This window comes from Ruegeria sp. ANG10 (genome assembly GCF_040705255.1).
Taxonomy (GTDB): domain Bacteria; phylum Pseudomonadota; class Alphaproteobacteria; order Rhodobacterales; family Rhodobacteraceae; genus Ruegeria.
In genome coordinates this window covers 176,588-200,955 of the sequence record NZ_JBFCVU010000004.1, presented here as the reverse complement: position 1 = coordinate 200,955, position 24,368 = coordinate 176,588, and the positions used below count along the sequence as shown (strand labels likewise).

At 58.9% G+C, this 24,368-nt stretch carries 20 protein-coding genes and 1 tRNA gene; 10 read left to right on the top strand and 11 right to left on the bottom strand.

The window, feature by feature from the left end:
* Positions 1-26 precede the first annotated feature (26 nt).
* The gene (locus AB1A64_RS10870) at positions 27-863 is read left to right on the top strand and encodes an alkaline phosphatase family protein (protein WP_366551425.1); all 837 of its coding nucleotides are present in this window, start codon (positions 27-29) and stop codon (positions 861-863) included.
* On the opposite strand, the gene AB1A64_RS10865 is transcribed toward AB1A64_RS10870, so the two are convergent.
* The 8 genes from AB1A64_RS10865 to AB1A64_RS10830 all read right to left on the bottom strand — a co-directional run bounded on the left by AB1A64_RS10865 (position 864) and on the right by AB1A64_RS10830 (position 9,770).
* Positions 864-1,787 carry an alpha/beta hydrolase gene (locus AB1A64_RS10865; RefSeq protein ID WP_366551424.1) on the bottom strand — a complete coding sequence of 308 codons (924 nt, stop codon included), beginning with the start codon at positions 1,785-1,787 and terminating at the stop codon, positions 864-866.
* 12 nt (positions 1,788-1,799) lie between these two features.
* Complete coding sequence (locus AB1A64_RS10860; protein WP_366551423.1) at positions 1,800-3,689, bottom strand: acyl-CoA synthetase; 1,890 nt, start codon at positions 3,687-3,689, stop codon at positions 1,800-1,802.
* 157 nt (positions 3,690-3,846) lie between these two features.
* Positions 3,847-5,667, bottom strand: a complete 1,821-nt coding sequence (locus tag AB1A64_RS10855; RefSeq protein WP_366551422.1) for an ABC transporter transmembrane domain-containing protein — start codon at positions 5,665-5,667, stop codon at positions 3,847-3,849.
* A gap of 128 nt (positions 5,668-5,795) precedes the next feature.
* Positions 5,796-5,870 (bottom strand) — tRNA-Gly (locus AB1A64_RS10850).
* 108 nt (positions 5,871-5,978) lie between these two features.
* Entirely contained in the window at positions 5,979-7,115 is a 1,137-nt protein-coding gene (gene nagA, locus AB1A64_RS10845) for an N-acetylglucosamine-6-phosphate deacetylase (protein ID WP_366551421.1), read from the bottom strand.
* Positions 7,112-8,140: an SIS domain-containing protein gene (locus AB1A64_RS10840; protein ID WP_366551420.1), complete on the bottom strand. Its 1,029-nt coding sequence runs from the start codon at positions 8,138-8,140 to the stop codon at positions 7,112-7,114. The genes nagA and AB1A64_RS10840 overlap by 4 nt, the downstream gene beginning before the upstream one ends.
* A gap of 18 nt (positions 8,141-8,158) precedes the next feature.
* On the bottom strand, positions 8,159-8,908 hold the full coding sequence (locus tag AB1A64_RS10835) for a GntR family transcriptional regulator (protein WP_366551419.1): 750 nt from the start codon (positions 8,906-8,908) through the stop codon (positions 8,159-8,161).
* Positions 8,895-9,770, bottom strand: a complete 876-nt coding sequence (locus AB1A64_RS10830; RefSeq protein ID WP_366551418.1) for a BadF/BadG/BcrA/BcrD ATPase family protein — start codon at positions 9,768-9,770, stop codon at positions 8,895-8,897. Before AB1A64_RS10830 ends, AB1A64_RS10835 begins: the two co-directional genes overlap by 14 nt.
* 170 nt (positions 9,771-9,940) lie before the next feature.
* Here AB1A64_RS10830 and AB1A64_RS10825 point away from each other — a divergent pair, with 170 nt between their 5' ends.
* The 7 genes from AB1A64_RS10825 to AB1A64_RS10795 all read left to right on the top strand — a co-directional run bounded on the left by AB1A64_RS10825 (position 9,941) and on the right by AB1A64_RS10795 (position 18,048).
* On the top strand, positions 9,941-10,825 hold the full coding sequence (locus AB1A64_RS10825) for an N-acetylmuramic acid 6-phosphate etherase (protein ID WP_366551417.1): 885 nt from the start codon (positions 9,941-9,943) through the stop codon (positions 10,823-10,825).
* A gap of 23 nt (positions 10,826-10,848) precedes the next feature.
* Positions 10,849-12,102, top strand: coding sequence for an ABC transporter substrate-binding protein (locus AB1A64_RS10820; RefSeq protein WP_366551416.1), 1,254 nt, complete (start codon positions 10,849-10,851; stop codon positions 12,100-12,102).
* Between the two features lie 65 nt (positions 12,103-12,167).
* Positions 12,168-13,082 carry a sugar ABC transporter permease gene (locus AB1A64_RS10815; protein ID WP_366551415.1) on the top strand — a complete coding sequence of 305 codons (915 nt, stop codon included), beginning with the start codon at positions 12,168-12,170 and terminating at the stop codon, positions 13,080-13,082.
* A gap of 10 nt (positions 13,083-13,092) precedes the next feature.
* Entirely contained in the window at positions 13,093-13,932 is an 840-nt protein-coding gene (locus AB1A64_RS10810; RefSeq protein WP_170516547.1) for a carbohydrate ABC transporter permease, read from the top strand.
* A complete protein-coding gene (locus AB1A64_RS10805) occupies positions 13,929-14,963 on the top strand; it encodes a Gfo/Idh/MocA family oxidoreductase (protein WP_366551414.1) in 1,035 nt (344 codons plus the stop codon). Before AB1A64_RS10810 ends, AB1A64_RS10805 begins: the two co-directional genes overlap by 4 nt.
* Positions 14,960-15,955: an ABC transporter ATP-binding protein gene (locus tag AB1A64_RS10800; protein WP_366551413.1), complete on the top strand. Its 996-nt coding sequence runs from the start codon at positions 14,960-14,962 to the stop codon at positions 15,953-15,955. The genes AB1A64_RS10805 and AB1A64_RS10800 overlap by 4 nt, the downstream gene beginning before the upstream one ends.
* A gap of 203 nt (positions 15,956-16,158) precedes the next feature.
* Positions 16,159-18,048, top strand: coding sequence for a PhoX family phosphatase (locus AB1A64_RS10795; protein ID WP_366551412.1), 1,890 nt, complete (start codon positions 16,159-16,161; stop codon positions 18,046-18,048).
* Between the two features lie 40 nt (positions 18,049-18,088).
* Here the strand turns inward: AB1A64_RS10795 and AB1A64_RS10790 are convergent, their stop codons facing one another.
* Positions 18,089-18,652, bottom strand: coding sequence for a tetratricopeptide repeat protein (locus AB1A64_RS10790; protein ID WP_366551411.1), 564 nt, complete (start codon positions 18,650-18,652; stop codon positions 18,089-18,091).
* A gap of 30 nt (positions 18,653-18,682) precedes the next feature.
* Complete coding sequence (locus AB1A64_RS10785) at positions 18,683-19,171, bottom strand: winged helix-turn-helix transcriptional regulator (RefSeq protein WP_366551410.1); 489 nt, start codon at positions 19,169-19,171, stop codon at positions 18,683-18,685.
* A gap of 102 nt (positions 19,172-19,273) precedes the next feature.
* Here AB1A64_RS10785 and putA point away from each other — a divergent pair, with 102 nt between their 5' ends.
* Together putA and AB1A64_RS10775 are read left to right on the top strand one after the other, a co-directional pair.
* A complete protein-coding gene (gene putA, locus AB1A64_RS10780) occupies positions 19,274-22,675 on the top strand; it encodes a bifunctional proline dehydrogenase/L-glutamate gamma-semialdehyde dehydrogenase PutA (RefSeq protein WP_366551409.1) in 3,402 nt (1,133 codons plus the stop codon).
* Between the two features lie 42 nt (positions 22,676-22,717).
* Positions 22,718-23,461, top strand: coding sequence for a rhomboid family intramembrane serine protease (locus AB1A64_RS10775; protein ID WP_366551408.1), 744 nt, complete (start codon positions 22,718-22,720; stop codon positions 23,459-23,461).
* Between the two features lie 3 nt (positions 23,462-23,464).
* Here the strand turns inward: AB1A64_RS10775 and AB1A64_RS10770 are convergent, their stop codons facing one another.
* The gene (locus tag AB1A64_RS10770) at positions 23,465-24,295 is read right to left on the bottom strand and encodes an IclR family transcriptional regulator (protein ID WP_366551407.1); all 831 of its coding nucleotides are present in this window, start codon (positions 24,293-24,295) and stop codon (positions 23,465-23,467) included.
* Positions 24,296-24,368 lie beyond the last annotated feature (73 nt).

The window sequence follows — 24,368 nt, the reverse complement described above, 5'->3', positions numbered from 1 at the left end:
GAAGGACTTTAAGAAAGGGTCAGGGAATGGACCGAAAACTCCTCCTCATCATTCTGGACGGTGTTCCATGGCGCAATTTTCGCCGCCTGTTCGGCAATCTGGAAGGCTGGGTCGACAGTGGCGAGGCGCAGGTTTGGAAGCATCGCGCCGTGCTGCCATCGATCTCGGCCAGTTGCTATGCCTCAATCCACACCGGCGTCACACCGCAGGAACATGGCTGCACCGGCAACGGCAACGTCTTCCGCCTAAGCCACAAGGATGTCTTCAGCCAGGTCCGCGAAGTGGGCGGCGTGACCGGGGCGGTGACCCACAGCTTTTGGTCGCAGTTCTTCAACCGTCACCCATTCGACTATGTCCGCGACGTCGAATATGACGAGCCCGAGAGCAATACGATCAACCATGGCCGGTTCCACTCGATGACCGGTTACAGCAAAGTAAATCAGATGACGCCGTCGGACGTTGATCTGTTTGGCACGCTGACCAATCTGTGCCTGCGCTTTGGGCTGGATTACGGCGTCCTGCACACTTGCACGCTGGACAGTATGGGTCACCGGTTTCATCACGACTGCGAGGAAATGGACCACGCCTGTTTCGTCATGGACGAAATGCTGGCTCCTTTCATCCCGCGCTGGCGGCAACTGGGGTATGAGGTCATCGTGACCGCCGACCACGGTCAGGACGAACGCGGCCATCACGGCGGGCGCGGGCCGTTGCAACAGGATACAGCACTGTATTATTTCGGCGATGCCAAAGGCCCCGAGGCTGATACCGTGATCGACCAGCTGCAACTGGCACCCACGATCCTGAACCGCATGGGCGCACCGATCGCCGAGACGATGAAAGCCAAGCCGTTCCTGAAGTAATCAGTCGTAGGGCCAGATCTTCTGGCCCAACGCCTCGATGGCGACAGATATCCGCTCAAAACTGTCTGCGGCGCGTTTTACCGAGGTGCGCGCCCGCAGATACCCATGCACGAGGCCGGGCTCATTCACCCAATGCGCGCGCCCGCCCGCTTCGGCGATCTTGTTGCAATAAGCCGGGCCGTCGTCGCGCAGTGGGTCGCAATCCGCGGTGACCACCACAGTAGGCGGCAGATCCGAGAAATCGCCATCTTGCAGCGGCGCAAACGTGGGGTCGTTCTTGGGTGCGGGTCCGCCACAGCGCACTTTCTCGTAGAACCGGATTTCTTCCAGCGTCAAAAGCGGTGCCTGAGCATGTTCAACGTATGACCCTGCTGATGTCTCTCCGCCCAGACCGGGATAGATGAGGACCTGCCCCAGCACCCCTTCAAGCTGTCCCCGTGCATGCTGCGCCACGGCGGCGGCCAGATTGCCGCCCGCGCTGTCACCGGCCAGAATCAACGGGTCGCCGAATTCCTGCGCCACCCAGTTCGTGGCAGTCCAACTGTCCTGAAACTGCGCCGGATGTACATGTTCGGGGCACAGTCGGTAATCCACGGCCACAACCCGATACCCCGTCTGAACGCACAGTTCGGCACAGACATCGTCATGACTGTCCAGCCCACCGACGACAAAACCGCCGCCATGAAAATAGACGACGGTTCTTGTGGGCTCACCAGCGGTATAAACCCGGACAGGCACGCCATTGGCGGACCTGTCCTGCACATCCAGACCTGCAGGCCGGGGTTGGCGAAAGTCCTGACACATCTTGTTGTAGACGCGGCGCTGATCTTCGATCGAAAGGTCAACCGTGTCATCAGGATAGCTTTCAGCCGTTCGTCTTATGAACGCCCATGTTTCTTCATCGATCAGACGTTCATAATCCATTGTCCCTCCCGGTCAGGCAGCCCATTCCCATGGCCGGGTGAACGATCCCAGCACCTTACCGACATCGTCGTCCGAGCAGCCGTTCGCGTCAAGCTGCGCGACAAGCCCGCGCTTTTTGTCGTCAATCACGGATACGACGCGCGCATCCAGCCCGGCCTCTTCCAACGCGCCGTTATAGATGCGAGTGATCGCCTGCTTGCGCAGTTCGGGTTTAAAGACCTTACCCACGGCGGTTTTCGGCAACTCGTCCAGAATGGTCATATGCTTGGGTCTTGCCGCACGTTCGTGGACATGCACGCCGCAGTATTCCATCAATTCGTTCTCGGTCACACTGGCCCCGTCGACCAGTTCGACAAAGGCGCAGGGCACCTCGCCCGAGTGCGCGTCGGGCTGACCAATAGCGCCGGCAAAGGCGACGGCGTCGTGGCCCAGCAAAGCCTCTTCGATTTCGGCCGGGTCGATATTGTGGCCGCCACGAATGATCAGGTCCTTGGCGCGGCCGGTGATCCACAGATAGCCATCCTCGTCAAACCGACCCAGATCACCTGTGCGCAGGTACTTGTCGAAATGGTACAGATCAACATTCTTGTCCGCCTCGGTATAGGTGTTGCCCGCATAGACACCAGGGTTTGAGATACAGATCTCGCCGATCTCATCCGCGCCGCATTCCTTGGGGCCGTCCGGCCCGTCCTGCAGGATTTTCACATCCGTATAGGGGAATGGAATCCCGATCGATCCGATTTTCTTTTCGCCATCCACCGGGTTGCACGACACCAGACAGGTCGCTTCGGTCAGGCCATAACCTTCGACGATGGTCACACCCGTCGCTTCTTCGAACCGGCGGAACAGTTCGACCGGCAACGGGGCCGAGCCCGAAAACGCGGTTTTCACGCTTGAGATATCGGCATCCACCGGGCGTTGCATCTTGGCGGCAATCGCGGTGGGGACAGTGATGATGAAACTGACCTTCCAGCGTTCGATCAGCTTCCAGAAATTGTCGAACACTCCATCGCCCCGATACCCGGCAGGGGTTGGGAAGACCACATGCGCGCCCGAGGACACTGCGGCCATAACAATCACATGCACAGCGAAAACGTGGAACATCGGCAACGGGCACATGATCACGTCTTCGTCCGAGAACAACAGCGTGTTTCCAAGCCAGCCATTATAGATCAGGCCCGAGTATTTATGCTGCGCCACCTTGGGCATACCGGTGGTTCCGCCGGTGTGGAAATAGCAGGCCACGCGGTCTTCTTTACTGTCCTCAAAGGTCAGCGTCGTGGGCTGTTTGGCTAGCTCTTGATTGAAATTCTTATAATCAGCATGCGCAAGATGTTCCTTGTCGCCCATCTTGGGTCGCAGGAACGGCACCAGCCAGGATTTCGGCGGCGTCAAATAGCGGTTGAGGTCGATCTCAAGAATAGTTTTGACGTTGGGCGCGTGGCGCACGGCCTCTTCGACCTTTTGGGCCACATCGGCCTTAGGGAAGGATTTCAGCGTGACCACGACCTTGGCACCGGTTTCGCGCAGGATCGCGGCAATCTGTTCGGGCTCCAGCAACGGGTTGATCGGGTTCACGATCCCTGCAACAGCGCCACCCATCATGGTGATCAGGGTCTCGTTACTGTTGGGCAGCACATAGGCCACCACATCCTTTTCGCCGATCCCCAGCGAGCGGAACAGGTTGGCAGCCTGATTAACCTTACCCAGCAGTTCAGACCAGGTCAGGGTTTCGGCCTTGTCGGTCGGCCCGGACAAAAGCTGAAAGCTGATTGCATTGCTGTTGGGGAACTTGCTTGCCGTGCGTGACAGCAACTGGTGGAAGGTGACCGGAACATCGCGGTCCTCCCACGGCATTTCCTGCTCCATCCTTGCCTTGTCTTCCAAACCCACAAAGGCCATGTGACTCCTCCCTTATCTCTCCCGTGTCCCGCACGGGTTTTGTATCCACCGCCAAGATGGAAGCAAAACCGTGCATGATCAAGAAAGGGCTTAGCTGTGAAGCCCGGAAAGAGGTAGAATTACGCTGCGGAGCGAACTGCCCTGCCCCGGCGTCACTTTATTCTGCCGCCATACCGTCAGTGAACTGCAGACGCGCCAATCTGGCATACAGGCCGTCCTGTGCCACCAGATCGTCATGGGTGCCTTGCGCCACGATACGGCCGGCCTCCATCACCACGATCCGATCAGCCTTTTTGACGGTTGCCAGCCGGTGCGCCACGATCAGCGTGGTGCGTCCGGCGCGCATCTGATCGACGGCGCCTTGAACCGCACGCTCGCTTTCGGCGTCCAGCGCCGAGGTCGCCTCGTCCAACAGCAGTACAGGCGCGTCCCGCAGGATCGCGCGAGCGATGGCGATACGTTGCTTTTGCCCGCCAGACAGCATCACACCCCGTTCACCAACAAAACTGTCGTAACCTTCGGGCAAAGCCGAAATGAAATCGTGTGCGGCGGCCGCACGGGCGGCGGCCTCAACCTCGGCATCGGTGGCGTCCAGACGACCAAACCGGATGTTTTCACGCGCCGAAGAGGCAAAGATGATAGGGTCCTGCGGCACCAGCGCCATGTGACGGCGGAACTCGGCCCGGTCGATGTCACGCAGATCCACGCCGTCCAGGCTGACCTGCCCCGAGACCGGATCATAGAACCGCTGGATCATCTGTATGACGGTTGTCTTGCCCGCCCCTGAGGGGCCGACGAATGCCACCGTCTCGCCGGGGTTAACCTGCAATGACAGATGTTCCAGCGTGACAACATCGGGGCGTGACGGATAGCGGAAGGTCACATCGTCAAAGCGAATCTCACCCCGCACCGGTACAGGCAGCGTTTTGGGATTGGTCGGATCGGTGACGGTGTCCTGTGCATTCAGCAGCTCCACCAGCCGTTCGGTTGCTCCTGCAGCGCGCTGCAACTCGCTCCAAATTTCGGACAGGGCTGCTACGGACCCGGCCATGATGATCGAATAGATCACGAACTGGATCAGAACGCCTTCGGTCATCACGCCGTTGCGAACGTCATTTGCGCCCATCCACAACACGCCGACAATGCCCGAAAACACCAGAAAGATGACGATCACAGTCAGAACCGCGCGCGTCTGAATGCGGCGCAGCGAGACGACGTAAGACGTTTCGGTCATATCCGCGAATTGCTTGCGGCTGGCCTGTTCATGAGTAAAGGCCTGCACAGTTTGCACCGCGCTCAGCGCCTCACCCGCGTTACCGGATGAGGCTGCGATCCAGTCCTGATTTTCGCGGCTGATCACCCGCAGGCGGCGCCCCAGCACCAGAATCGGCACCACCACCACCGGGATCAATAACAAAACCAAACCCGTCAGCTTGGCCGATGTCAGTAACATCAACACCAGCCCGCCGAAGAACAACAACATGTTGCGCAGCGCGATGGACACAGACGAGCCAAGCACTGACTGGATCAGCGTCGTGTCGGTGGTTATCCGGCTCAGGACCTCGCCGGTCATGATACGTTCGTAGAACTCGGGGCTCATGCCGATGACGCGGTCGAACACGGCCTCACGGATATCGGCGACCACCCTTTCGCCCAGCCGGGTCACCAGCGCATAGCGCAGACCAGTGCCCACGGCCAGAATCCCGGCGATGCCTAGTGCTGCCAGAAAGTACCACTCTAGCAACTCACCATCTTCGATGCGGAAATTGTCGACCACACGGCGCACGGCAAGTGGCAGCGCAAGGGTCATGCTTGCCGTCAGCACCAACGCTAGTGTCGCCCCGGCCATCAACATCCGATAGGGGCGCATGAAGGGCCACAACGACGCCAGAACGCCAATTTTCTTGGACCGGGCGCGCTCTTCACTGGCGCCGGGTGCGGGTTGTTGTGCTGGACTGGCTGGGGCGGTTCTTGCCATGCGTGGCCCTTAGTTAAAATTCGCAATCAGGTGGTCGCTTCTTGGCGGCAGCAGACGGCGGGGTCAAGCAGCGCGTCACCAATTCACGGCCTGTAAGGGCCATTTGACGCAGAATTTCGGGGCTGATTTGGAGCGGGCGGCGGGAATCGAACCCGCTTCATCAGCTTGGAAGGCTGAGGTAATAGCCAGTATACGACGCCCGCTCAGCGCAGGTCGGTTTAAGGGATGCGTCTGGTGTCGTCAAGCGCCGTTCGGCGCAGGAAATCAATTTCTGTAATCGCTTTCTAATGCAGGAGACAGACGCCCTTGCCTCAACCCTGTGAACATAACCAAGAACAGGATTCGAGGTCTGAGGAAATCCGGATCATCGACTCAGCACGCAGCGGTTGCGCAACCGGCTGACCGATCAGAAACGCCGGATAGGTCGTGGCTGCAGCCAGTGCCTCCTGAAGCGGCACGCCAGCGCGTGTGACCAAAATGCGGATCGCAGTGGTCAGGTCCAAATCTGCCCCAGCCAGCGTTCCGTCCTCAAGCGTCAGGCGTCCATCCGTCCGCGTGATCCGGCGACCCTCCAGCTCGAACGCTGCCTGATCCGTACCCGCAACAGCCATCGCATCGCTGACCAAAAAGATCTGGCCGGGCGCTGTTTTGGCAGCCCAGGCCGCGCGGATCACCTCGGGGTGGACATGGATACCATCGGCAATCACCCCCGCCGACAGCTCGCCGGTTGCCAGTGCGGCACCCACCAGGCCGGGTTCGCGGCTGCCCAACTGGCTCATGGCGTTGAAAAGGTGTGTGACACAGCGCGCGCCCGCTGCGGCATAACGCTGACACGTCTGAAAATCTGCATTGCTATGTCCTAGCGACACCAGAATCCCGGCGTTCGACAAAGCTTTCACCTGCTGTTGTGACACGGATTCGGGCGCAAGGGTCACCTTAAGACAAGGCAATTGCTCTGCCGCCGCTATCAGCATGGTCAGGTCCGCGTCCTCCATCGAGCGGATCAGCGCCCCGTCATGCGCCCCCTTTCGCGCCACCGACAGGTGTGGCCCTTCAAGATGCAGCCCGGCCACACCTGGAACCCCCGCGCGAACCGCCTCTACCGCGGCTGAAACGGCGACTTCGGTTTTCTCGGGCGTGTCGGTGATCAGTGTCGGCAGCAAAGACGCCACACCCAGACGGCGATGCGCTTCGGCGATCTGCCGGATCGTATCAACCGAGGGGTCGTCGTTGAACATCACGCCGCCGCCGCCGTTCACCTGCAGGTCGACGAAGCCGGGGCACAAGATATCACCGTTCAGGTCGATGACCTGCCCTTCGATCTCTGCGGTCTCCTCAGCCGCAAGCGCGGCAAGGGCGCCGTTGCGAAAGGTCATGGCCTGACCAAAATGCAGGCGCTCACCATCGAACAGGGCACCGTTGCGAAATGTTATGGAGTCCGAGGTCATACCGTCTCTGTCACCTTTCTCAAATGGCGTGGAGTGTCTGGGTCGATCCCGCGCGCCTGCGCCACGGCTTCGACCATGCTGTAAAACGAAGTGATCGTGGCAATGGGGTCAGTCAACCAGTGATCGGTGCGGGTTACCGGCAGGCTGTGCGCCTTGGTGACCTTGCCCGTGGCCGCGAAAACAGCCGCACCTTTGCCTGCCAACGCATCAGCCGCCTCGGCTGTCGTTTGCTCGGCGGCGTCTGCGGCTGCAAAAACGATGGCAGGGAACCCCTGTTCAACGATTGAGACCGGACCATGCAGAACCTCGGCCGCCGAATAGCTTTCGGCGTGAATCTGGCAGGTTTCCTTGATTTTCAGAGCAGCCTCATTGGACATCGCAAAGGACGGACCGCGGCCCAGCGTGAACAGTGACCGGCCGGTGATTGCGTCAGCCGCCGCCGCCCAATCGCTTTGCGCGGCCTGCCCCAGATGATCAGGCAAGGATCGGATCGCGGCCGTCAAATCACCATCCCCCTTGATTTCAGCCAATAACCACAACCCCGCCACAAGCGAGGTGACAAAGGTTTTGGTCGCAGCGACACTCAGTTCCGGCCCTGCGTGCAGGGGCAAGACCGCATCCGTCACTTCGGCAAGGCGCGAGGCCGTGTTGTTGGTGATCGCAACCGTCACCCCGCCCGAAGATTTCAGCGTTCGGGTCATCCCTACAATGTCTGGACTTTGGCCCGACTGCGACACCGAAAGGCACACCGCCCCAGCCGCACGCAGTTCAGCCCCATAGATCGAACTGACCGACGGCCCGACCGAGGCCACAGGCAGGTTCAGCAACAATTCGGCAGCGTATTTCAGATAGGCGCAAGCATGGTCCGACGACCCTCGCGCCACTGTGATCAGAAACCGCGGGTCGGCCTCTTTCACCCGCCTTGCCGCATCCTGAATATTGGCGGCACCCTGGCTTAGCAATCGGTCAACGGCGTCGGGGATTTCCAAAACCTCCTGACGCATTTTCGAACTGTGTTCTGACATGCTTACTTGCCTTTCCGGCTACAGCCGCAACTCGGCGACAAAGTCATAGGTGTCGCCTCGATAGAGGGATCGGGTCAGTTCCGCGACCCGTCCGTTTTTTAGAAATGAAACGCGTTCGATGTTCAGCCCGGCGGCCCCTTCGGGCACCTCCAGCAACTCGGCCTCTCGCGCCGCAAGGTTAAGGGCCGATATCTTCTGTACCGCGCGCACTGGTCGTCGCCCCAGACCGTCTAGCACCTCGTAGAGTGAGGCGGTCACCTCGATCGGGTTTGGCAGGATGTCCAGCGGCAGCGCAGCACGTTCCAGCGCAAGCGGGCGGCCATTAGCTTCGCGCAGGCGATAGATGCGGGAAATCTGTTCGCCTTCTTTCAGGCTCAGGGCTTGGACCTCTTCGGGGGTTGGTGCAAAAACACCGCGCTCCAACCATTTCGAGGTGGTCTGCATACCGCGGCTCGACATGTCCTCGGTGAACGAAGTCAAATGAGTCAGCGATTGTTCGACTCGCGCCACACGCTCGCGAATGAACGAGCCTGACCCCTGACGTTGTTCGATCACACCTTCCTGCACCAGTTCCTGAATCGCTTTTCGAACGGTGACACGTGACAAGTCAGTGATTTCAACCAGCTCACGTTCCGACGGCAGCGAGGAATTCGGAGGCAACACGCCGGTGTCGATCCCCTCTTGCAGCCTATGCCTTAGCTGAACATAACGCGGCCCTTTGTCCGGGCTCAGCCACAAATCGGCGCGCAGGAAGTCAGAGATGCTCATGTCGGATCTCCTTCGCAAGGGCCAATGCCCCGGTCAGCGGCTCACCCAGCGGCGGGCGAATGACCGATTGCATGTCATCAGGTAAATAGTGTGCATATTGTCCCGCAATCCCACCGGTCAAGCAGATCGTCTGACCCGCCTGCCAACCCAACTGTTTGGCGGTATCCGCGATATAGTCTGCCCCAGCTCGCAGAATATGAATGGCAACAGCATCGCCCTTTTTCGCAGCGGACGTCACTGTAGGTGCGAGCGCCCCGAATTGTGCGGGCGTGGCCGTTCCAGCAAAGCGAACAATGCCAGCCGGGCCTTGAAGGTCACTCAACAGCTTTTGCGTCAGACCGCTTTCGGTTTGCGTGCCATCATATGCACGCAGCGTCTCGGCCAAGGCTCTACGCCCAACCCACAGGGCCGAGGCCTCATCCCCCAGAATCGATCCCCAACCGCCGGCAAAGCGCATCGCGCCGTCCGCCTGCACTGCAAGAAAAGACCCGGTGCCGCAATGCGCGATCAAACCGTCCTGCGCGCCCAATGCCCCCCGCACGGCGGCGGGCCGGTCATCTTCGACCCGCGCGCGGGTCAGGCCCAGCGCATCCCGCAACCGCCCTGCGATCGCAGCATCGGTAACGCCCGCCAACCCCACAAAAGCAGGCAAGTCGAGCATATCCCCTATGGTCACCTCGATCTGACGCGACAATTGATCCAGCCCGACCCGAATCTGCGCCAGCGCGCTGTCAAAATCGGTCGAAACATTGGCTGCTCCAGTCTCGACACTATGGACCACACCCCCGATTTCACAGGCGGCACGGCATCGCGTTCCCCCGCCATCAACGGCCAACACAGCATTTTCTCGAGACTCACTCATGACAATACCATTATAATACCTTTCAGCGATAGAAAAGGCCAAATTCAGCACTGAGTGGACACGTCGCCACCTAAACTGATGAATTTTCCCGACAAGTCTCAGTCAGAAATAAAATTCTAGACAAGTGGTATTAGATAGGTATTGTATTAGGGAAACGTGGGAGGATTCTCTTGACGCTGCCGTCAACCGAACAGTTACACCCTGATGCCGCGCGCCTGTCACCAGGCGATCTGGCCACTTCAGCTCGCGCGTTGGCCGAAGGTCAGATCAAAGCTGCCGCAGCCGTTCGCGACGCCGAGGACAACATCGTCCGGGGCGCCAAGGCCATGGCGGAAACCATTCGCGCAGAGGGTGTTTTGCATTTTGTGGCCGCCGGGTCGTCTGGCCTGATGGCCGCAGCCGACGCGCAAGAGCTGGGCGGCACATTCTCGATCCCCCCTGCCCGTCTGCGCATACACATGGCAGGGGGCCTGCCCACCGGAGTCGAAATGCCAGGTGGGGCCGAGGATGCGACCGAAGGGTTGGAGCTGGCCTTGGACAGCTTACAAGCCAAAGACACGGTGATTGCAGTTTCGGCCAGCGGCTCCACGCCCTACACCGTGGCTGCCATGAACATCGCCCGCGCCAAAGGCGCAACTGTAATCAGTATCGCCAATAACGGCGGCAGCCCCTTGCTGCTGGGCGCTGACATTCCCATCCTTTTGGCCACGCCGCCCGAGCTGATCTCGGGGTCCACACGCATGGGTGCTGGAACAGCGCAGAAGATTGCGCTGAATATGCTGTCTTCGCTTATGGCGGTTGAGCTTGGCCATGTGCATGGCGGCATGATGGTCAATCTGCGTGCCGACAACGACAAATTGCGGGGCCGCGCCGCCGGGATCGTCGCCCGCATCGCCGAAGTGGATACAGAAACAGCGCAAAACGCACTGAACGTTGCGCATGGCGACGTAAAACCCGCCATTCTGATTGCCGCACAAGACCTGTCGCTGGCGCAAGCGGATGCTCGCTTGCGAACCACGAACGGAGTTCTGACCGCTGCATTGGCCAAGGATTAACAACTAAATAACGGGAGAGAGAGATGAAGCATAAAAGCCTGAAGCTGGCCTTACTGGGGACAACCCTGATGGCCACAACTGCCTATGCCGAAGACGTAACCCTGACCATCGAAAGCTGGCGCAATGATGACCTGACCCTGTGGCAGGACCAGATCATTCCCGCGTTCGAGGCCCAGCACCCTGGAATCAAGATTGATTTCACCCCGTCAGCACCGGCAGAGTATAACGCCGTTTTGAACTCGAAACTGGATGCGGGTTCAGCCGGTGACCTGATCACCTGCCGCCCCTTTGACGCCTCTTTGGCGCTGTATGATGCAGGACACCTGACCGATCTATCCGGGGTCGATGCGATGAGCAACTTCTCGGACGTGGCGAAATCAGCCTGGCAGACGGATGATGGCGCAGTCACATTCTGCGTTCCGATGGCTTCGGTGATTCATGGCTTTATTTACAACAAGGACGCATTTGATGAGCTTGGGATCGAGGTTCCAACGACCGAGGATGAGTTCTTTGCCGCGCTCGACAAGATCCGGGAAGATGGCACCTATATTCCGATGGCGATGGGCACCAACGACCAGTGGGAAGCCGCCACAATGGGTTACAACAACATCGGCCCTAACTATTGGAAGGGTGAGGAAGGCCGGCAGGCCCTGATCGCAGGTGAGCAGAAGCTTACTGATGAGGCCTGGACAGCACCTTATGCCACATTGGCACGTTGGGGTGAGTATCTGGGCGACGGGTATGAGGCACAGACCTATCCCGACAGTCAGAACATCTTCACACTGGGTCGGGCGGCGATCTATCCCGCTGGCTCATGGGAAATCTCGGGCTTCAACACACTGGCCGATTTTGAGATGGGGGCATTCAAGCCGCCAGTCCGTAACGCTGGAGACACCTGCTATATTTCGGACCACACCGATATTGGCATCGGCATGAACGCCGCAACTGAACATCCCGAGGCCGCCGAGACATTCTTGGCCTGGGTCGCAAGCCCGGAATTTGCAGAAATTTTCGGCAATGCCCTGCCCGGTTTCTTCCCACTGTCTAACACGCCTGTCGAATTGCAAGATCCACTGGCCAAGGAAATCGTAGGCTGGCGCGACGAGTGTGAATCGACCATCCGCTCGACCTATCAAATCCTGTCGCGCGGCACACCGAACCTTGAAAATGAAACCTGGGGCGCGTCGGTTGCCGCCATCAAAGGCGCCAAATCCCCCGAGGATCTGGGTGCAGAATTACAGGAAGGCCTTGCCTCCTGGTACGCGCCGCACCAGTGATCCCAATCATACCCGGGCGGCGATGTTCGCCCGGGTAAACCCGACACCCCATTGAAAGCAGTCCAATGAACCGCCCCCGCTTCCGCTGGCATATCGTCGTGTTTCTGGCACCCGCCGTGCTTGTCTATACCGCGGTTATGATCTTTCCGCTGTTCAACACGCTGCGCCTGGCGCTGTTTACCGAGGTCGACCAGACCCGTGTGTTCGTCGGGCTACAGAATTTTCGAACGCTGTTCTTTGACCCGGTCTGGTCCGAGCAGTTCTGGAATGCGTTGGGGAATAACTTCTGGTTCTTCCTGATCCATATGCTAGTGCAAAACCCCATTGGCATCGCACTGGCCGCGCTTCTCAGCCACCCGCGCCTGCGGTTTGCGGCCTTGTACCGGTCGGCGATTTTCATCCCCACAATCCTAAGCTTTGTGATTGTCGGCTTCGCCTGGAAACTTATCCTGTCACCGATCTGGGGAATCGCACCGTCAATGCTGGACGCGATTGGGCTGAAATCCTTGTTCGCCCCATGGCTGGGAAAAGAGGAATACGCCCTAACCACGCTGGCGCTGATCTCGGTTTGGCAGTTCGTGGGCATCCCGATGATGCTGATCTATGCCGCCTTGCTGACCATTCCGGAAGAAATCCTTGAGGCAGGTGAGATTGACGGCATCACCGGGGCCTCAGCCTTTTGGAAAATCAAACTGCCGTTGATCCTGCCGTCGATCGGAATCATTTCGATCCTGACCTTTGTGGGCAATTTCAATGCGTTCGATCTGATCTATGCGGCGCAGGGCGCGCTGGCCGGGCCGGATTTTTCAACCGACATTCTGGGCACGTTCATGTACCGCACCTTCTTTGGTTTTCAGCTGCAACTAGGCGATCCGCATATGGGATCAGCCATCGCCGGGGCCATGTTTGCCATCATCTTGGTGGGTGTCTGCATCTATCTGTTTGGCATCCAGACCCGGATGCGCCGGTATCAACTATGAGGGTGAACGGATGAACAAAGCACGCCAAAATCCCTTCAACACCGCTGCAATGCACGGAGCATTGATCCTGTACACGCTGATTGCGCTGTTCCCGGTCTTCGTAATCTTGATCAACAGCTTCAAAACCCGCCGCGCGATCTTTCGCGAACCCTTGGCCCTGCCCAGTGCGGACAGCTTCTCTCTGATCGGGTACGAGACGGTGATGAAACAGGGGGATTTCTTCCTCTACTTCCAGAACTCGATGATCGTCACCGTCGCATCGCTGTTCTTTGTCCTGCTGTTTGGCGCAATGGCGGCCTATGCGCTGTCTGAATATCAGTTCAAAGGCAACCTGCTCATGGGGCTGTATCTGGCGCTGGGGATCATGATCCCTATCCGCATCGGCACTGTGGCGATCCTTGAGATGATGGTGGCGACCGGGCTGGTGAACACGCTGTGGGCGCTGATTTTGGTATACACGGCGCAGGGGTTACCGCTGGCCGTATTCATACTGTCTGAATTCATGCGGCAGGTCAGTGATGACCTGAAAAACGCAGGCCGCATTGACGGTCTGTCGGAATACACGATCTTTTTCCGACTGGTCCTGCCACTGGTTCGTCCGGCAATGGCGACCGTGGCCGTATTCAACATGATTCCGATCTGGAATGACCTGTGGTTCCCGCTGATCCTTGCCCCGGCTGAGGAAACCAAAACGCTGACGCTGGGCAGTCAGGTCTTTATCGGCCAGTTCGTGACCGACTGGAACGCGGTTTTATCCGCCCTTTCCATGGCGATCCTGCCGGTGCTGGTCCTTTATGTCATCTTCTCGCGCCAACTGATCCGCGGCATCACATCCGGAGCTGTCAAATGACCCGCGTACTGATCGCAGGCCTGGGCAATATGGGGCTAAGCCATGCGCTGGCCCATCACCACCACCCCGATGCGCAAATCGTCGGGCTGGTGAACCGATCTGGGCGCGTAGATCACCCCGAACTTTCGGATTATCCCGCGTATTCGGATTTCGAAACTGCTCTGGCCGAGACACGCCCCGATCTGGTTGTGATCGCGACCTATTCTGACAGCCACGCCGATTACGCCTGTGCGGCGATGGAAGCAGGCGCGCATGTGTTCGTGGAAAAACCATTGGCCACCAATGTCGCCGACGCGCGTCGGGTGGTGGAAGCCGCCACGCGGCTGAACCGCAAGTTGGTCGTGGGCTATATCCTGCGCCATCACCCTTCGTGGATGCGCCTGATCGCCGAGGCGCGCAATCTGGGCGGGCCATATGTGTTCCGTCTGAACCTGAACCAACAATCCTCGGGCGCGGAATGGGAAACGCATAAGGCGCTGATGCAGACCACGTCTCCGATTGTCGATTGCGGAGTTCATTATGTCGACGTCATGTGCCAGATCACCGATGCGCAACCTGTTCGGGTTCATGGGATGGGCCTGCGCCTGTCCGATGAGATCGCACCGGACATGTACAATTACGGTCAGTTTCAGGTGGTTTTCGATGACGGCTCGGTCGGCTGGTACGAGGCCGGCTGGGGTCCGATGATGTCAGAAACGGCCTTTTTCGTAAAAGATATCGTTTCGCCCAACGGCTCGGTTTCGATCACCGATGGCAACAAGGGCGCATCTTCCGATATCGATGGGCATACGAGAGTCGGCGGCATTCTGGTTCACACGGCCGAAGGCGACCGTACCATCGAGATGCCCGACGAACCCGGCCATCAGGAGCTCTGCGATGCTGAGCAAGCCTATGTGCTGCGCGTGATTGCCGAAGATATCGACCTGACCCGGCATATGAATGACGCCGTTCAATCCCTCGCCATTTGTCTGGCCGCGGATGAAAGTATCCGCACCGGCCAGCCCGTTTCCCTTGAGGAGCCCGCAAAATGACCGCCCTGACGCTGAGCAATGTGAACAAATCCTTCGGCAATGTGCATGTCCTCAAGGACATCACGCTTGAGGTTGAAGAAGGCGAGTTTGTTGTCTTCGTCGGCCCCTCGGGCTGTGGCAAGTCCACCCTGTTGCGGGTGATTGCGGGACTTGAGGATGCGTCGTCTGGCGAAATCAATATCGGTGGCCAACAGGTCAATCTGGTGCCGCCATCCAAGCGCGGAATCGCAATGGTTTTTCAAAGCTATGCGCTTTACCCGCACCTCAGCGTGCGCGGGAACATGACACTTGCGCTGAAGCAGGAAAAGCAGTCCAAAGCGGTGATCGAGGAACGCGTCGCTAAAGCCAGCCGGATGCTGAACCTTGACCCCTATCTGGATCGCTATCCGTCTGAATTGTCGGGCGGTCAACGCCAGCGGGTCGCTATCGGCCGCGCCATTGTGCGGGAACCCAAGCTGTTCCTGTTTGACGAGCCACTGTCGAATCTGGACGCCGCCCTTCGGATGAATACACGGATCGAGATTGCGAACCTGCACCGGGCGCTGGACGCCTCGATGATCTATGTCACCCATGACCAGACCGAGGCGATGACGTTGGCCGACAAGATTGTCGTTCTGCGTGACGGGCGGGTGGAACAGATCGGCAGCCCGATGGAGCTGTACAACAACCCTGCAAACCAGTTCGTCGCCGGATTTCTGGGCTCACCGTCTATGAATTTCCTACCCGAAAGCCTGTTGGGGGATAGCGGCCAGAACACCATTGGAATCCGCCCCGAAGACCTGTTCCTGTCCGACGACGGCCCGCTGACAGCGCAGGTCAGCCACGTTGAAAAACTGGGTGGGGATACAAACGTCATCGCCAATATACACGACCAATCCGTGACCGCGCGGCTATTTGGTCAACACGCCATTTCCGAAGGTCAGGAATTGCGGCTCGCCTATACTGCTGACAAGGCCTATCGGTTCGATGAAGCTGGCCAGCGTTTGCGCTAAATGTCGCAGGCACATGTGGCTTTCTGCAGTACAATTGCGGACCAGAAAGCGCGGATTCCCACAGAGAAAAGGCCTTTTCCCTTTTCATTGCGCGCAATATTCTGAAAGATCGGACCTCTCCCTTAATGGGGTTGTTATCAACCTGTCACAAAGAAATCCTAAATGCCTTTCATCTGCTATTTTCTGACAGCCAGGAGCTATCCATGAAAGACATTGATCCCACCACCCTGTCCGCTGATGACTGGGATGAGCTGCATTTCCCCCGCCCCGACGAAAACGACTTTGACCGTGTTGTAGAAAGCGCCGTTTCGCGCCGAGGTTTCTTGGGTGGTGTGTTGGCATTCGGATCAGGCGCTGCCGCTATGGGCGCGGGTCTGATGGGGTCGACTGCCGCTCATGCCGTCACCACGTCGCGCTTTGCTTTCACGCCGATTGCCGCGCAGACCGATGGCACCGTGCATGTGCCCGAAGGGTATGAGTGGAAAATGTTGATGCGTTGGGGCGATCCGCTGTTTTCCGATGCCGATGGCTATGACCTGACGGATGGCGGCCCATTGGACAAATCCGACCGTATCTTCGGTGAAAACACCGATGGGATGGAGACGTTTTCGTTCCAAGGTCATGAACTGATCGCCATCAACCACGAATACCCGAACCGCAAGATCAACATGCCAGCGGCGCAGGAAGGCGTACCCGCCAACGCGGACGACGTTCTGAAGCTGCAGAACATTCAGGGCGTCACAGTCATGGAGATCGCCGAAAGCCCCAACGGCTGGTCGGTTATCAAAGACAGCCCCTTCAATCGCCGTATCCACCACAATACGCCGATGAAGATCGTAGGTCCCGCTGCGGGTCACGATCTGCTGAAGACGCAGGCCGACCCGACCGGCACGGCGTCTCTGGGCACCATGAACAACTGTGGCGCGGGTAAAACGCCATGGGGCACATACCTGACCTGCGAAGAGAACTTTAACGGCTATTTCGGGTCGTCCGATGAGAACGCCAGCTACGACCAGAAGGTGGCAGACGGCTTCAAGCGTTACGGTGTCAAAGCCGAAAGCTGGAACGGGTATGAGCTTTTCGATCCGCGTTTCGACACGTCAAAAAATCCGAACGAACCGCACCGTGCGGGCTGGATCGTGGAAATCGACCCGACCAAGCCGGACAGCACGCCGGTCAAACACACCGGCCTGGGTCGCTTCAAACACGAAAACGCCGAAGTGACACTGGCCGCAGATGGCCGTGTGGTCGTTTATATGGGCGATGATGAGCGTGGCGAGTATCTGTACAAGTTCGTCTCGAACGGGACCTATCAGCCGGGTGGCGAATCCGAGAGTTTGTTGAATGACGGCACGCTTTACGTGGCAAAATTTAACGACGATGCAACCGGCGAATGGCTGCCCCTGACGCCGGAAACGACCGGCATGGATGATGCAGAAATCCGGATCTTTACCCGCATGGCAGCGTCGGCCGTAGGTGGCACCACCATGGACCGCCCAGAATGGGTGGCATCAAGCCCGGTCGCGGTCGAGGCCTATTGTTGCCTCACCAACAACAAGAACCGTGGTGTCAAACCAAATGCCGGTGGTGACGACACGTCGGTTAATGCCGCCAACCCGCGTGAGGCAAACAAGTACGGTCAGATCGTGCGCTGGCGACCAGCGAATGACGATCACGCCGCAGGCACCTTTGACTGGGATCTCTACGTCATGGCGGGCAACCCAACGGTGCATTCCGACGACCGCGCTGGCTCGCCGAATGTGAATGAGGGTAACCTGTTCAACTCGCCCGATGGCATGGTCATCGACTCGACGGGCCTGATCTGGATTCAGACCGACGGTAAGGACAACAACGAGGGTGACTTTGCTGGCAATGGCAATAACCAGATGCTGGTTGGCGACCCGGTGACCGGTGAAATCGTACGGTTCATGACGGGCCCCAATGGTTGCGAGGTCACAGGCTTGGCCTGGTCCAACGACCTGCGCACCATGTTTGTAGGCATTCAGCATCCGGGCAGCAACTGGCCCGATGGCGGTACACCGCGATCATCGGTCATCGCGATCAAGCGCTCCGACAACGGTCTGGTCGGCTAAACGTCGAAAAAGCCACCACACTACAGTTGGGGGCGTTTTGTCAGATATCTTCACCCGGAGGCGCCAGTGGCCCTCCGGGTGCCAGAAGATGACGCTCCGACAGCCACGGGTTCAGTTCCAGCGCTTGGTTCAAAGCTTCGCGCGCCTCGTCGATCCTTTGCAATCCCAACAAGGTTAGGGCGCGCCCGCTGATGGCCGCCACATGGTTCGGCGACAGTTCGATCGCCTTGTCCAAATCGGGCAATGCGGCCTGAAAATCCTGCCGCAAGTAATGCGCAAAGGCGCGCTGGTTGTACCCTTCGGCATATGACGGGCAATAGGCGACCAGCTTGTTGAAATCCTCGATCGCGCCCAGCAGGTCCCATGCGTTTCGGCGCGTCATGCCTCGGTCCAGCACCGCCTGCGCGCTTTCATCAGGTGCGTCCGTCCAAAATTCCCACAATTGGTTCGACAAGAGACGGGCCGCCTGTTCGTTTTCGGCCTGTTGTATCTGGGCGATTACGCCGCTGACATCGGCGCTGTGATCCGGCGCAACAGGGCATTCATCGGCATGTGCTGTTGTGGATGTTATTAACAGGATGGCGGCAAAGGTGATCTGTTTCATGACCCAATGGTGACGCGTGCGGGGTTTTCGTCAACCCATCCCGTCAATGGCACCGGACAGGCCTGTCTCTTTCACCGCTTCCATCGCGACGAAGGTCGATGTGTTGGCCACATGCGGCAGGGATGAGATTTTCTCGGCCAGCACCGCGCGGTATTCCGACATCGACCCGGTGCGGATTTTCAGCAAATAGTCGAAATTCGACGCAATCATATGGGCTTGCTCGATCTCGGCCACCTTACGCACTGCCGCGTTGAACTCGGCCAAGGCCTTCTCACGTGTGTCGGTTAGGCGGACCTCGACAAAGGCGACGTGATCCAGACCAAGACGGATCGGGTCCAGCAGGGCACGATATCCGGTGATGATACCTTCGGCTTCAAGCCTCTTCACACGTGCTTGAGTTGGAGATTTCGACAACCCGATCCGCCGCGCGAGGTCGGCAACCGAAATGCGCCCGTCCTCGGCCAGAATCGTCAAGATTGCCCGGTCGAACCGATCCAGATCGGGATTACCATTTTGCATCGCTGAACCTCAAAATTTCAGAACAATCGCCTACCATTTTTTGAACTTAAGGCGATTGTCCTGAAAAATCGACTGTATACTCTCCAAAAGCCCGGAGGATACATGACACACAGCCTGCGCACCCATATCGACAGCCAGACCTATGCTGACCAGTCTGCAGTATTGGATCAATTGGTCGAACAGGCCAACCTGCCCCAGGCCGACCGCACTGCGATCTGTGCCGCGGCGGCTCAATTGGTGCGTGACATCCGGTCCAGCACTTCGCCCGGCATGATGGAGGTGTTTCTGGCCGAATACGGGCTGTCCACTGACGAGGGTATCGCACTGATGTGTCTGGCCGAGGCGCTGCTGCGTGTCCCGGATGCTGACACCATCGACGCGCTGATCGAGGATAAGATTGCGCCGTCGGATTGGGGCAAACATCTGGGGCAGTCCTCGTCTTCGCTGGTGAACGCGTCAACTTGGGCGCTGATGCTGACCGGAAAGGTTCTGGACGAGGGCAAAGCGTCGCCCGTTGGCGCCCTACGCGGGGCGATCAAGCGACTGGGCGAGCCGGTGATCCGCACTGCCGTTGGCCGCGCGATGAAGGAAATGGGCCGTCAATTCGTTCTGGGTGAGACTATCCAGTCCGCCATGGACCGTGCCGCCGGGATGGAGGCAAAGGGCTACACCTATTCCTACGACATGCTGGGCGAGGCGGCGCGCACCGAAGCTGACGCCGCCCGTTATCACCTGTCCTATTCCCGCGCCATCGCGGCCATCGCCGATGCCTGCACCCATGACGATATCCGGGCCAACCCGGGGATATCGGTAAAACTGTCAGCCCTGCATCCACGCTATGAACTGGCGCAGGAACACCGGGTGATGGAGGAGCTCGTTCCCCGCCTGCGCGCCCTGTGTCTGTTGGCCAAGGCCGCCGGTATGGGCCTGAATGTAGACGCCGAGGAAGCCGACCGCCTGTCGCTTTCCCTGCAAGTGATCGAGGCTGTTATGGGTGAACCCGCATTGGCCGGTTGGGATGGTTTCGGCATCGTGGTTCAGGCCTATGGGCCGCGTGCCGGGATCGTGCTGGACACGCTCTATGACATGGCGGAACGTCATGACCGCAAACTGATGGTTCGACTGGTCAAGGGGGCCTATTGGGATACCGAGGTCAAGCGCGCGCAGGTCGAGGGTGTCGATGGCTTCCCGGTTTTCACGCGTAAGGCGGCGACTGATATCTCGTACATTGCCAATGCTCGCAAACTGTTGGGCATGACCGACCGAATTTACCCGCAATTCGCCACCCATAACGCCCACACAGTCAGCGCCATCCTGCATATGGCCGACACGCAACCATTCGAGTTTCAGCGTTTGCATGGCATGGGCGAAACCTTGCATCAGATTGTTCGCGATCAAAGCAACACCCGCTGCCGAATTTACGCCCCGGTCGGAGCGCATCGCGATCTTTTAGCCTATCTGGTGCGGCGTCTGCTTGAGAACGGCGCGAACTCCTCCTTCGTGAACCAGATCGTCGATGAAAATGTGCCGCCCGAGGAGGTCGCCTCGGACCCGTTCGACACCATTGCAGAACCTAAATCACCGCTGCCAACCGGCCCTGAACTGTTTCAACCCGAACGTCCCAATTCAAAAGGGTTTGATCTGCAACACACACCGACGCTCGATCGGATTGACGCCGCCCGCGATGCGTTTCGCGCACATCATTGGTATGCGCAGCCGCTATTGTCCGAGGACGCACATCCTGATGCCGATGAACCCGTCATCAATCCGGCACATCCACAGGACCGCCCCGGCGCAGTCGCCCCGGCCAGCGCTCAGGATGTTGAGCTTGCGTTGGCCTCGGCGGCTCCGTGGGACGCTCCCGCTGCGCAACGGGCCCAAGTATTGAATACGGCGGCCGATCTGTACGAAGCGCATTTTGGCGAGCTGTTCGCCTTGCTAGCCCGAGAAGCTGGTAAATCAGTTCCCGATGCGGTCGCTGAACTGCGCGAGGCGGTCGATTTCCTTCGTTATTATGCTGCTAATATCCCGGCGGCCGAACCGGCGGGCACGTTTACCTGCATCAGCCCTTGGAACTTTCCGCTGGCAATCTTCACCGGGCAGATTTCGGCAGCTTTGGCCACTGGCAATGCCGTTCTGGCGAAACCTGCACCGCAAACGCCGTTGGTCGCGCACAGGGCTGTCCAACTGCTGCACGAGGCCGGAGTACCACGCGACGTTTTGCAACTGCTGCCCGGCGGGCCGTCAGTCGGGGCGGCGTTGACGTCAGACGCGCGCGTATCTGGTGTGGCTTTCACCGGCTCAACCGCCACTGCGTTGAAAATCCGTGCCGCCATGTCGGAGAATTTGCAACCGGGCACGCCCTTGATCGCAGAAACCGGCGGGCTCAATGCGATGATCGTGGACAGCACCGCGCTGCCCGAACAGGCTGTACAATCCATAATCGAAAGCGCGTTTCAGTCTGCGGGGCAGCGATGCTCGGCTCTGCGCTGCCTTTATGTGCAAGAGGATATCGCCGACGATCTGCTGGCCATGCTGACCGGCGCGATGGAGGCTTTGCTGGTCGGTGACCCATGGCTTTTGTCGACCGACTGCGGCCCGGTGATTGATCAGGACGCGCTGCATGGCATTGCGGACCACATCGCGCAAGCGCGCGCAGAAGGCCGGGTGGTGAAGGAACTGGCCACGCCACCCGACGGGACGTTCATCGCACCGACCTTGATTGAAATCTCTGGTATAGACGCGCTGGAGCGTGAAGTGTTCGGCCCGGTCCTGCATGTCGTTCGGTTCAAGGCTGCTGAGATTGATCAGGTCATCGCCGACATCAATGCCACGGGCTATGGGCTGACTTTCGGCCTGCACACCCGCATCGATGACCGGGTGCAACACATCACCGAGGCCGTTCACGCGGGCAACATTTATGTCAACCGCAACCAGATTGGTGCGATCGTGGGTTCTCAGCCCTTTGGCGGCGAAGGTCTGTCGGGCACCGGACCCAAGGCGGGTGGACCGAACTACATGGCACGCTTCTGTGCTCCGGATCGTCAACACAGTACGGCGAATTGGAACAGCACGATGGGCGATCTACCCGATCCGCAAGGCCAGCCTGCTGTCATCCGCACGCAATCCCTGCCCGGTCCAACCGGCGAATCCAACCGACTGAGTGAATTTCCCCGCGCGCCTTTGTTGTGCATGGGGCCAGGACCCGAGGCCGCGCAAGCGCAGGCCGAAGCAGTCGTAACCCTGGGCGGCACTGCAATCCTATCGACCGGCATGGTGGATTTGCACAGGCTGGAAAACATCACCAGCATCTCGGGCGTTTTGTGGTGGGGAGATGATGAAACCGCGCGCGCGATCGAGCGCCATCTGGCCCGCCGCGATGGCCCGATTCTGCCGCTGATCCCAGGCCAACCTGACCGGGCGAGGGTTCTGGGCGAGCGTCATGTCTGTGTCGACACCACCGCCGCCGGTGGCAACGCGGCCTTGTTAGGAGGTGCGGCGTAACCGTACCTTGACGCTGGGCCGGGAAAAGCCCAGCGTCCCCCCATGTTTCCGATCCGTGACCACAACCCTTCGGGGCGCACGCCCTATGTCGTTTACCTGCTGATGGCAGCCAATATCCTGATTTTCTTCAGCTATGTGGGGATCATGGATAATGCACCGCTGATCAACAGGCTGTATTTCGACTATGCCATCATCCCGGCGCGGATCACCGATGGGTTTGCGTTCGAAACCCTTGTGACGTCGATGTTTCTGCACGGCGGATGGATGCATCTGGCAGGCAACATGCTGTTCCTTTGGATTTTCGGGGACAACCTCGAAGATGAGATGGGCCACCTGCTTTTCCTGCTGTTCTATTTGTTGGCCGGTATCGGCGCGGGGCTGATCCACGTTGCCACCGCGCCGGATTCGGTGGTGCCGACCATCGGGGCCTCGGGTGCGATTGCCGGGGTGATGGGCGGCTATCTTTTGCTGTTCCCCAAGGCGCGCGTGGACGTTCTGCTGATTCTGATTGTCTATTTCCGGATTTTCACCATCCCAGCCTTCATCATGCTGGGCATCTGGTTGGGTCTTCAATTCATGGGCAGCCTTGCGAGCAATCCCGACGAAGGCGGAGTTGCCTATTGGGCGCATACGGGGGGCTTTTTTGTCGGTCTGGCCCTATGCGTCCCGCTTTGGCTGAAACGAGGTGGCCCCGCGTTTTGGGGCCGCACCCATGGCCACCCGCCCCACCCCGAGCACAAATACAAACTGTCGCAATCCCGCATTCCGCGGGTTCCGCGAAAATAGGTGCTAGTCCTCAGGCGGCTTCGGTAATCGACCGCCGCTGAGCTGCGTGATCTCTTCTGCGGCGTCCCGAACCAACGCACCCAGTTCTGTTGCCCGGTCGGCAACGAACCGGACAGACGGCCCGGATACGGAAATCCCGGCACAAGGTTCGCCCCGGTCATTGTAGATGGCGGAACCGATACAGGACATGCCTTCGTACCGCTCCTCGTGATCATGCGACCAGCCACGGGCATGGGTTTTTGCCAAATCCGCCTCTAACCCTTCGTTCGGCAGCAACGTATGTGAGGTGAAACGAACAGCGTCAGCCGCCAATGCTTTGCTGGCCGCAGACTCGCTCATCGCGGCCAATATCGCTTTTCCCGTGCCGGACGCGTACATCGGTGTCCGCGCGCCCGGCGGGAAAAACGCCCGGATCGGGTTCGGCGTCTCAACCTGTCCGACAAAGACCACTTCGGCCCCGTCTGGCACGGCCAAATTGGCGGTTTCGCCGCTGTCTTGCATCAAACGCCGCAAGATCGGTCGCCCGATTTCAATCACGCTGTTTCGGCGCAGGAACGAAGCGCCGGTGCGATACGCTTCAATCCCAATCATCCATTCCTGTCGCTCGTCATCGAAGGCGACAAACCCATGTTTCTGCAACGTCGCCAGAATGCGGTGCGTAGTGGCCGTAGGTACATCCACTTCGCGCGCAAGATCGCTTAGCGCAGCGCGTTCCATTCGCGCCACTGCGGTCAGAACAACCAGCGCCCTATCCAGTGACTGCATAGTCCCGGCCGAGCTTTCCTTGAACAGCGATTTGGGCCTGCCGCGTGGCCTTTTTGGGGTGTCCGTCACTGATTTCTCCTTTCAGCCCGGCAAAGTTTTTTTCATCCCGCTTTCTGAAACTCAAAAATGAAAAACGGAAAAT

Coding starts and splice junctions, on each gene's coding strand:
- AB1A64_RS10805 (WP_366551414.1), top strand. CDS start 13,929: ATGACCCGCGTACTGATCGCAGGCCTGGGCAATATGGGGCTAAGCCAT.
- AB1A64_RS10830 (WP_366551418.1), bottom strand. CDS start 9,770: ATGAGTGAGTCTCGAGAAAATGCTGTGTTGGCCGTTGATGGCGGGGGA.
- AB1A64_RS10810 (WP_170516547.1), top strand. CDS start 13,093: ATGAACAAAGCACGCCAAAATCCCTTCAACACCGCTGCAATGCACGGA.
- AB1A64_RS10775 (WP_366551408.1), top strand. CDS start 22,718: ATGTTTCCGATCCGTGACCACAACCCTTCGGGGCGCACGCCCTATGTC.
- AB1A64_RS10790 (WP_366551411.1), bottom strand. CDS start 18,652: ATGAAACAGATCACCTTTGCCGCCATCCTGTTAATAACATCCACAACA.
- AB1A64_RS10785 (WP_366551410.1), bottom strand. CDS start 19,171: ATGCAAAATGGTAATCCCGATCTGGATCGGTTCGACCGGGCAATCTTG.
- AB1A64_RS10820 (WP_366551416.1), top strand. CDS start 10,849: ATGAAGCATAAAAGCCTGAAGCTGGCCTTACTGGGGACAACCCTGATG.
- putA (WP_366551409.1), top strand. CDS start 19,274: ATGACACACAGCCTGCGCACCCATATCGACAGCCAGACCTATGCTGAC.
- AB1A64_RS10795 (WP_366551412.1), top strand. CDS start 16,159: ATGAAAGACATTGATCCCACCACCCTGTCCGCTGATGACTGGGATGAG.
- AB1A64_RS10870 (WP_366551425.1), top strand. CDS start 27: ATGGACCGAAAACTCCTCCTCATCATTCTGGACGGTGTTCCATGGCGC.
- AB1A64_RS10835 (WP_366551419.1), bottom strand. CDS start 8,908: ATGAGCATCTCTGACTTCCTGCGCGCCGATTTGTGGCTGAGCCCGGAC.
- AB1A64_RS10815 (WP_366551415.1), top strand. CDS start 12,168: ATGAACCGCCCCCGCTTCCGCTGGCATATCGTCGTGTTTCTGGCACCC.
- AB1A64_RS10840 (WP_366551420.1), bottom strand. CDS start 8,140: ATGTCAGAACACAGTTCGAAAATGCGTCAGGAGGTTTTGGAAATCCCC.
- nagA (WP_366551421.1), bottom strand. CDS start 7,115: ATGACCTCGGACTCCATAACATTTCGCAACGGTGCCCTGTTCGATGGT.
- AB1A64_RS10855 (WP_366551422.1), bottom strand. CDS start 5,667: ATGGCAAGAACCGCCCCAGCCAGTCCAGCACAACAACCCGCACCCGGC.
- AB1A64_RS10865 (WP_366551424.1), bottom strand. CDS start 1,787: ATGGATTATGAACGTCTGATCGATGAAGAAACATGGGCGTTCATAAGA.
- AB1A64_RS10800 (WP_366551413.1), top strand. CDS start 14,960: ATGACCGCCCTGACGCTGAGCAATGTGAACAAATCCTTCGGCAATGTG.
- AB1A64_RS10860 (WP_366551423.1), bottom strand. CDS start 3,689: ATGGCCTTTGTGGGTTTGGAAGACAAGGCAAGGATGGAGCAGGAAATG.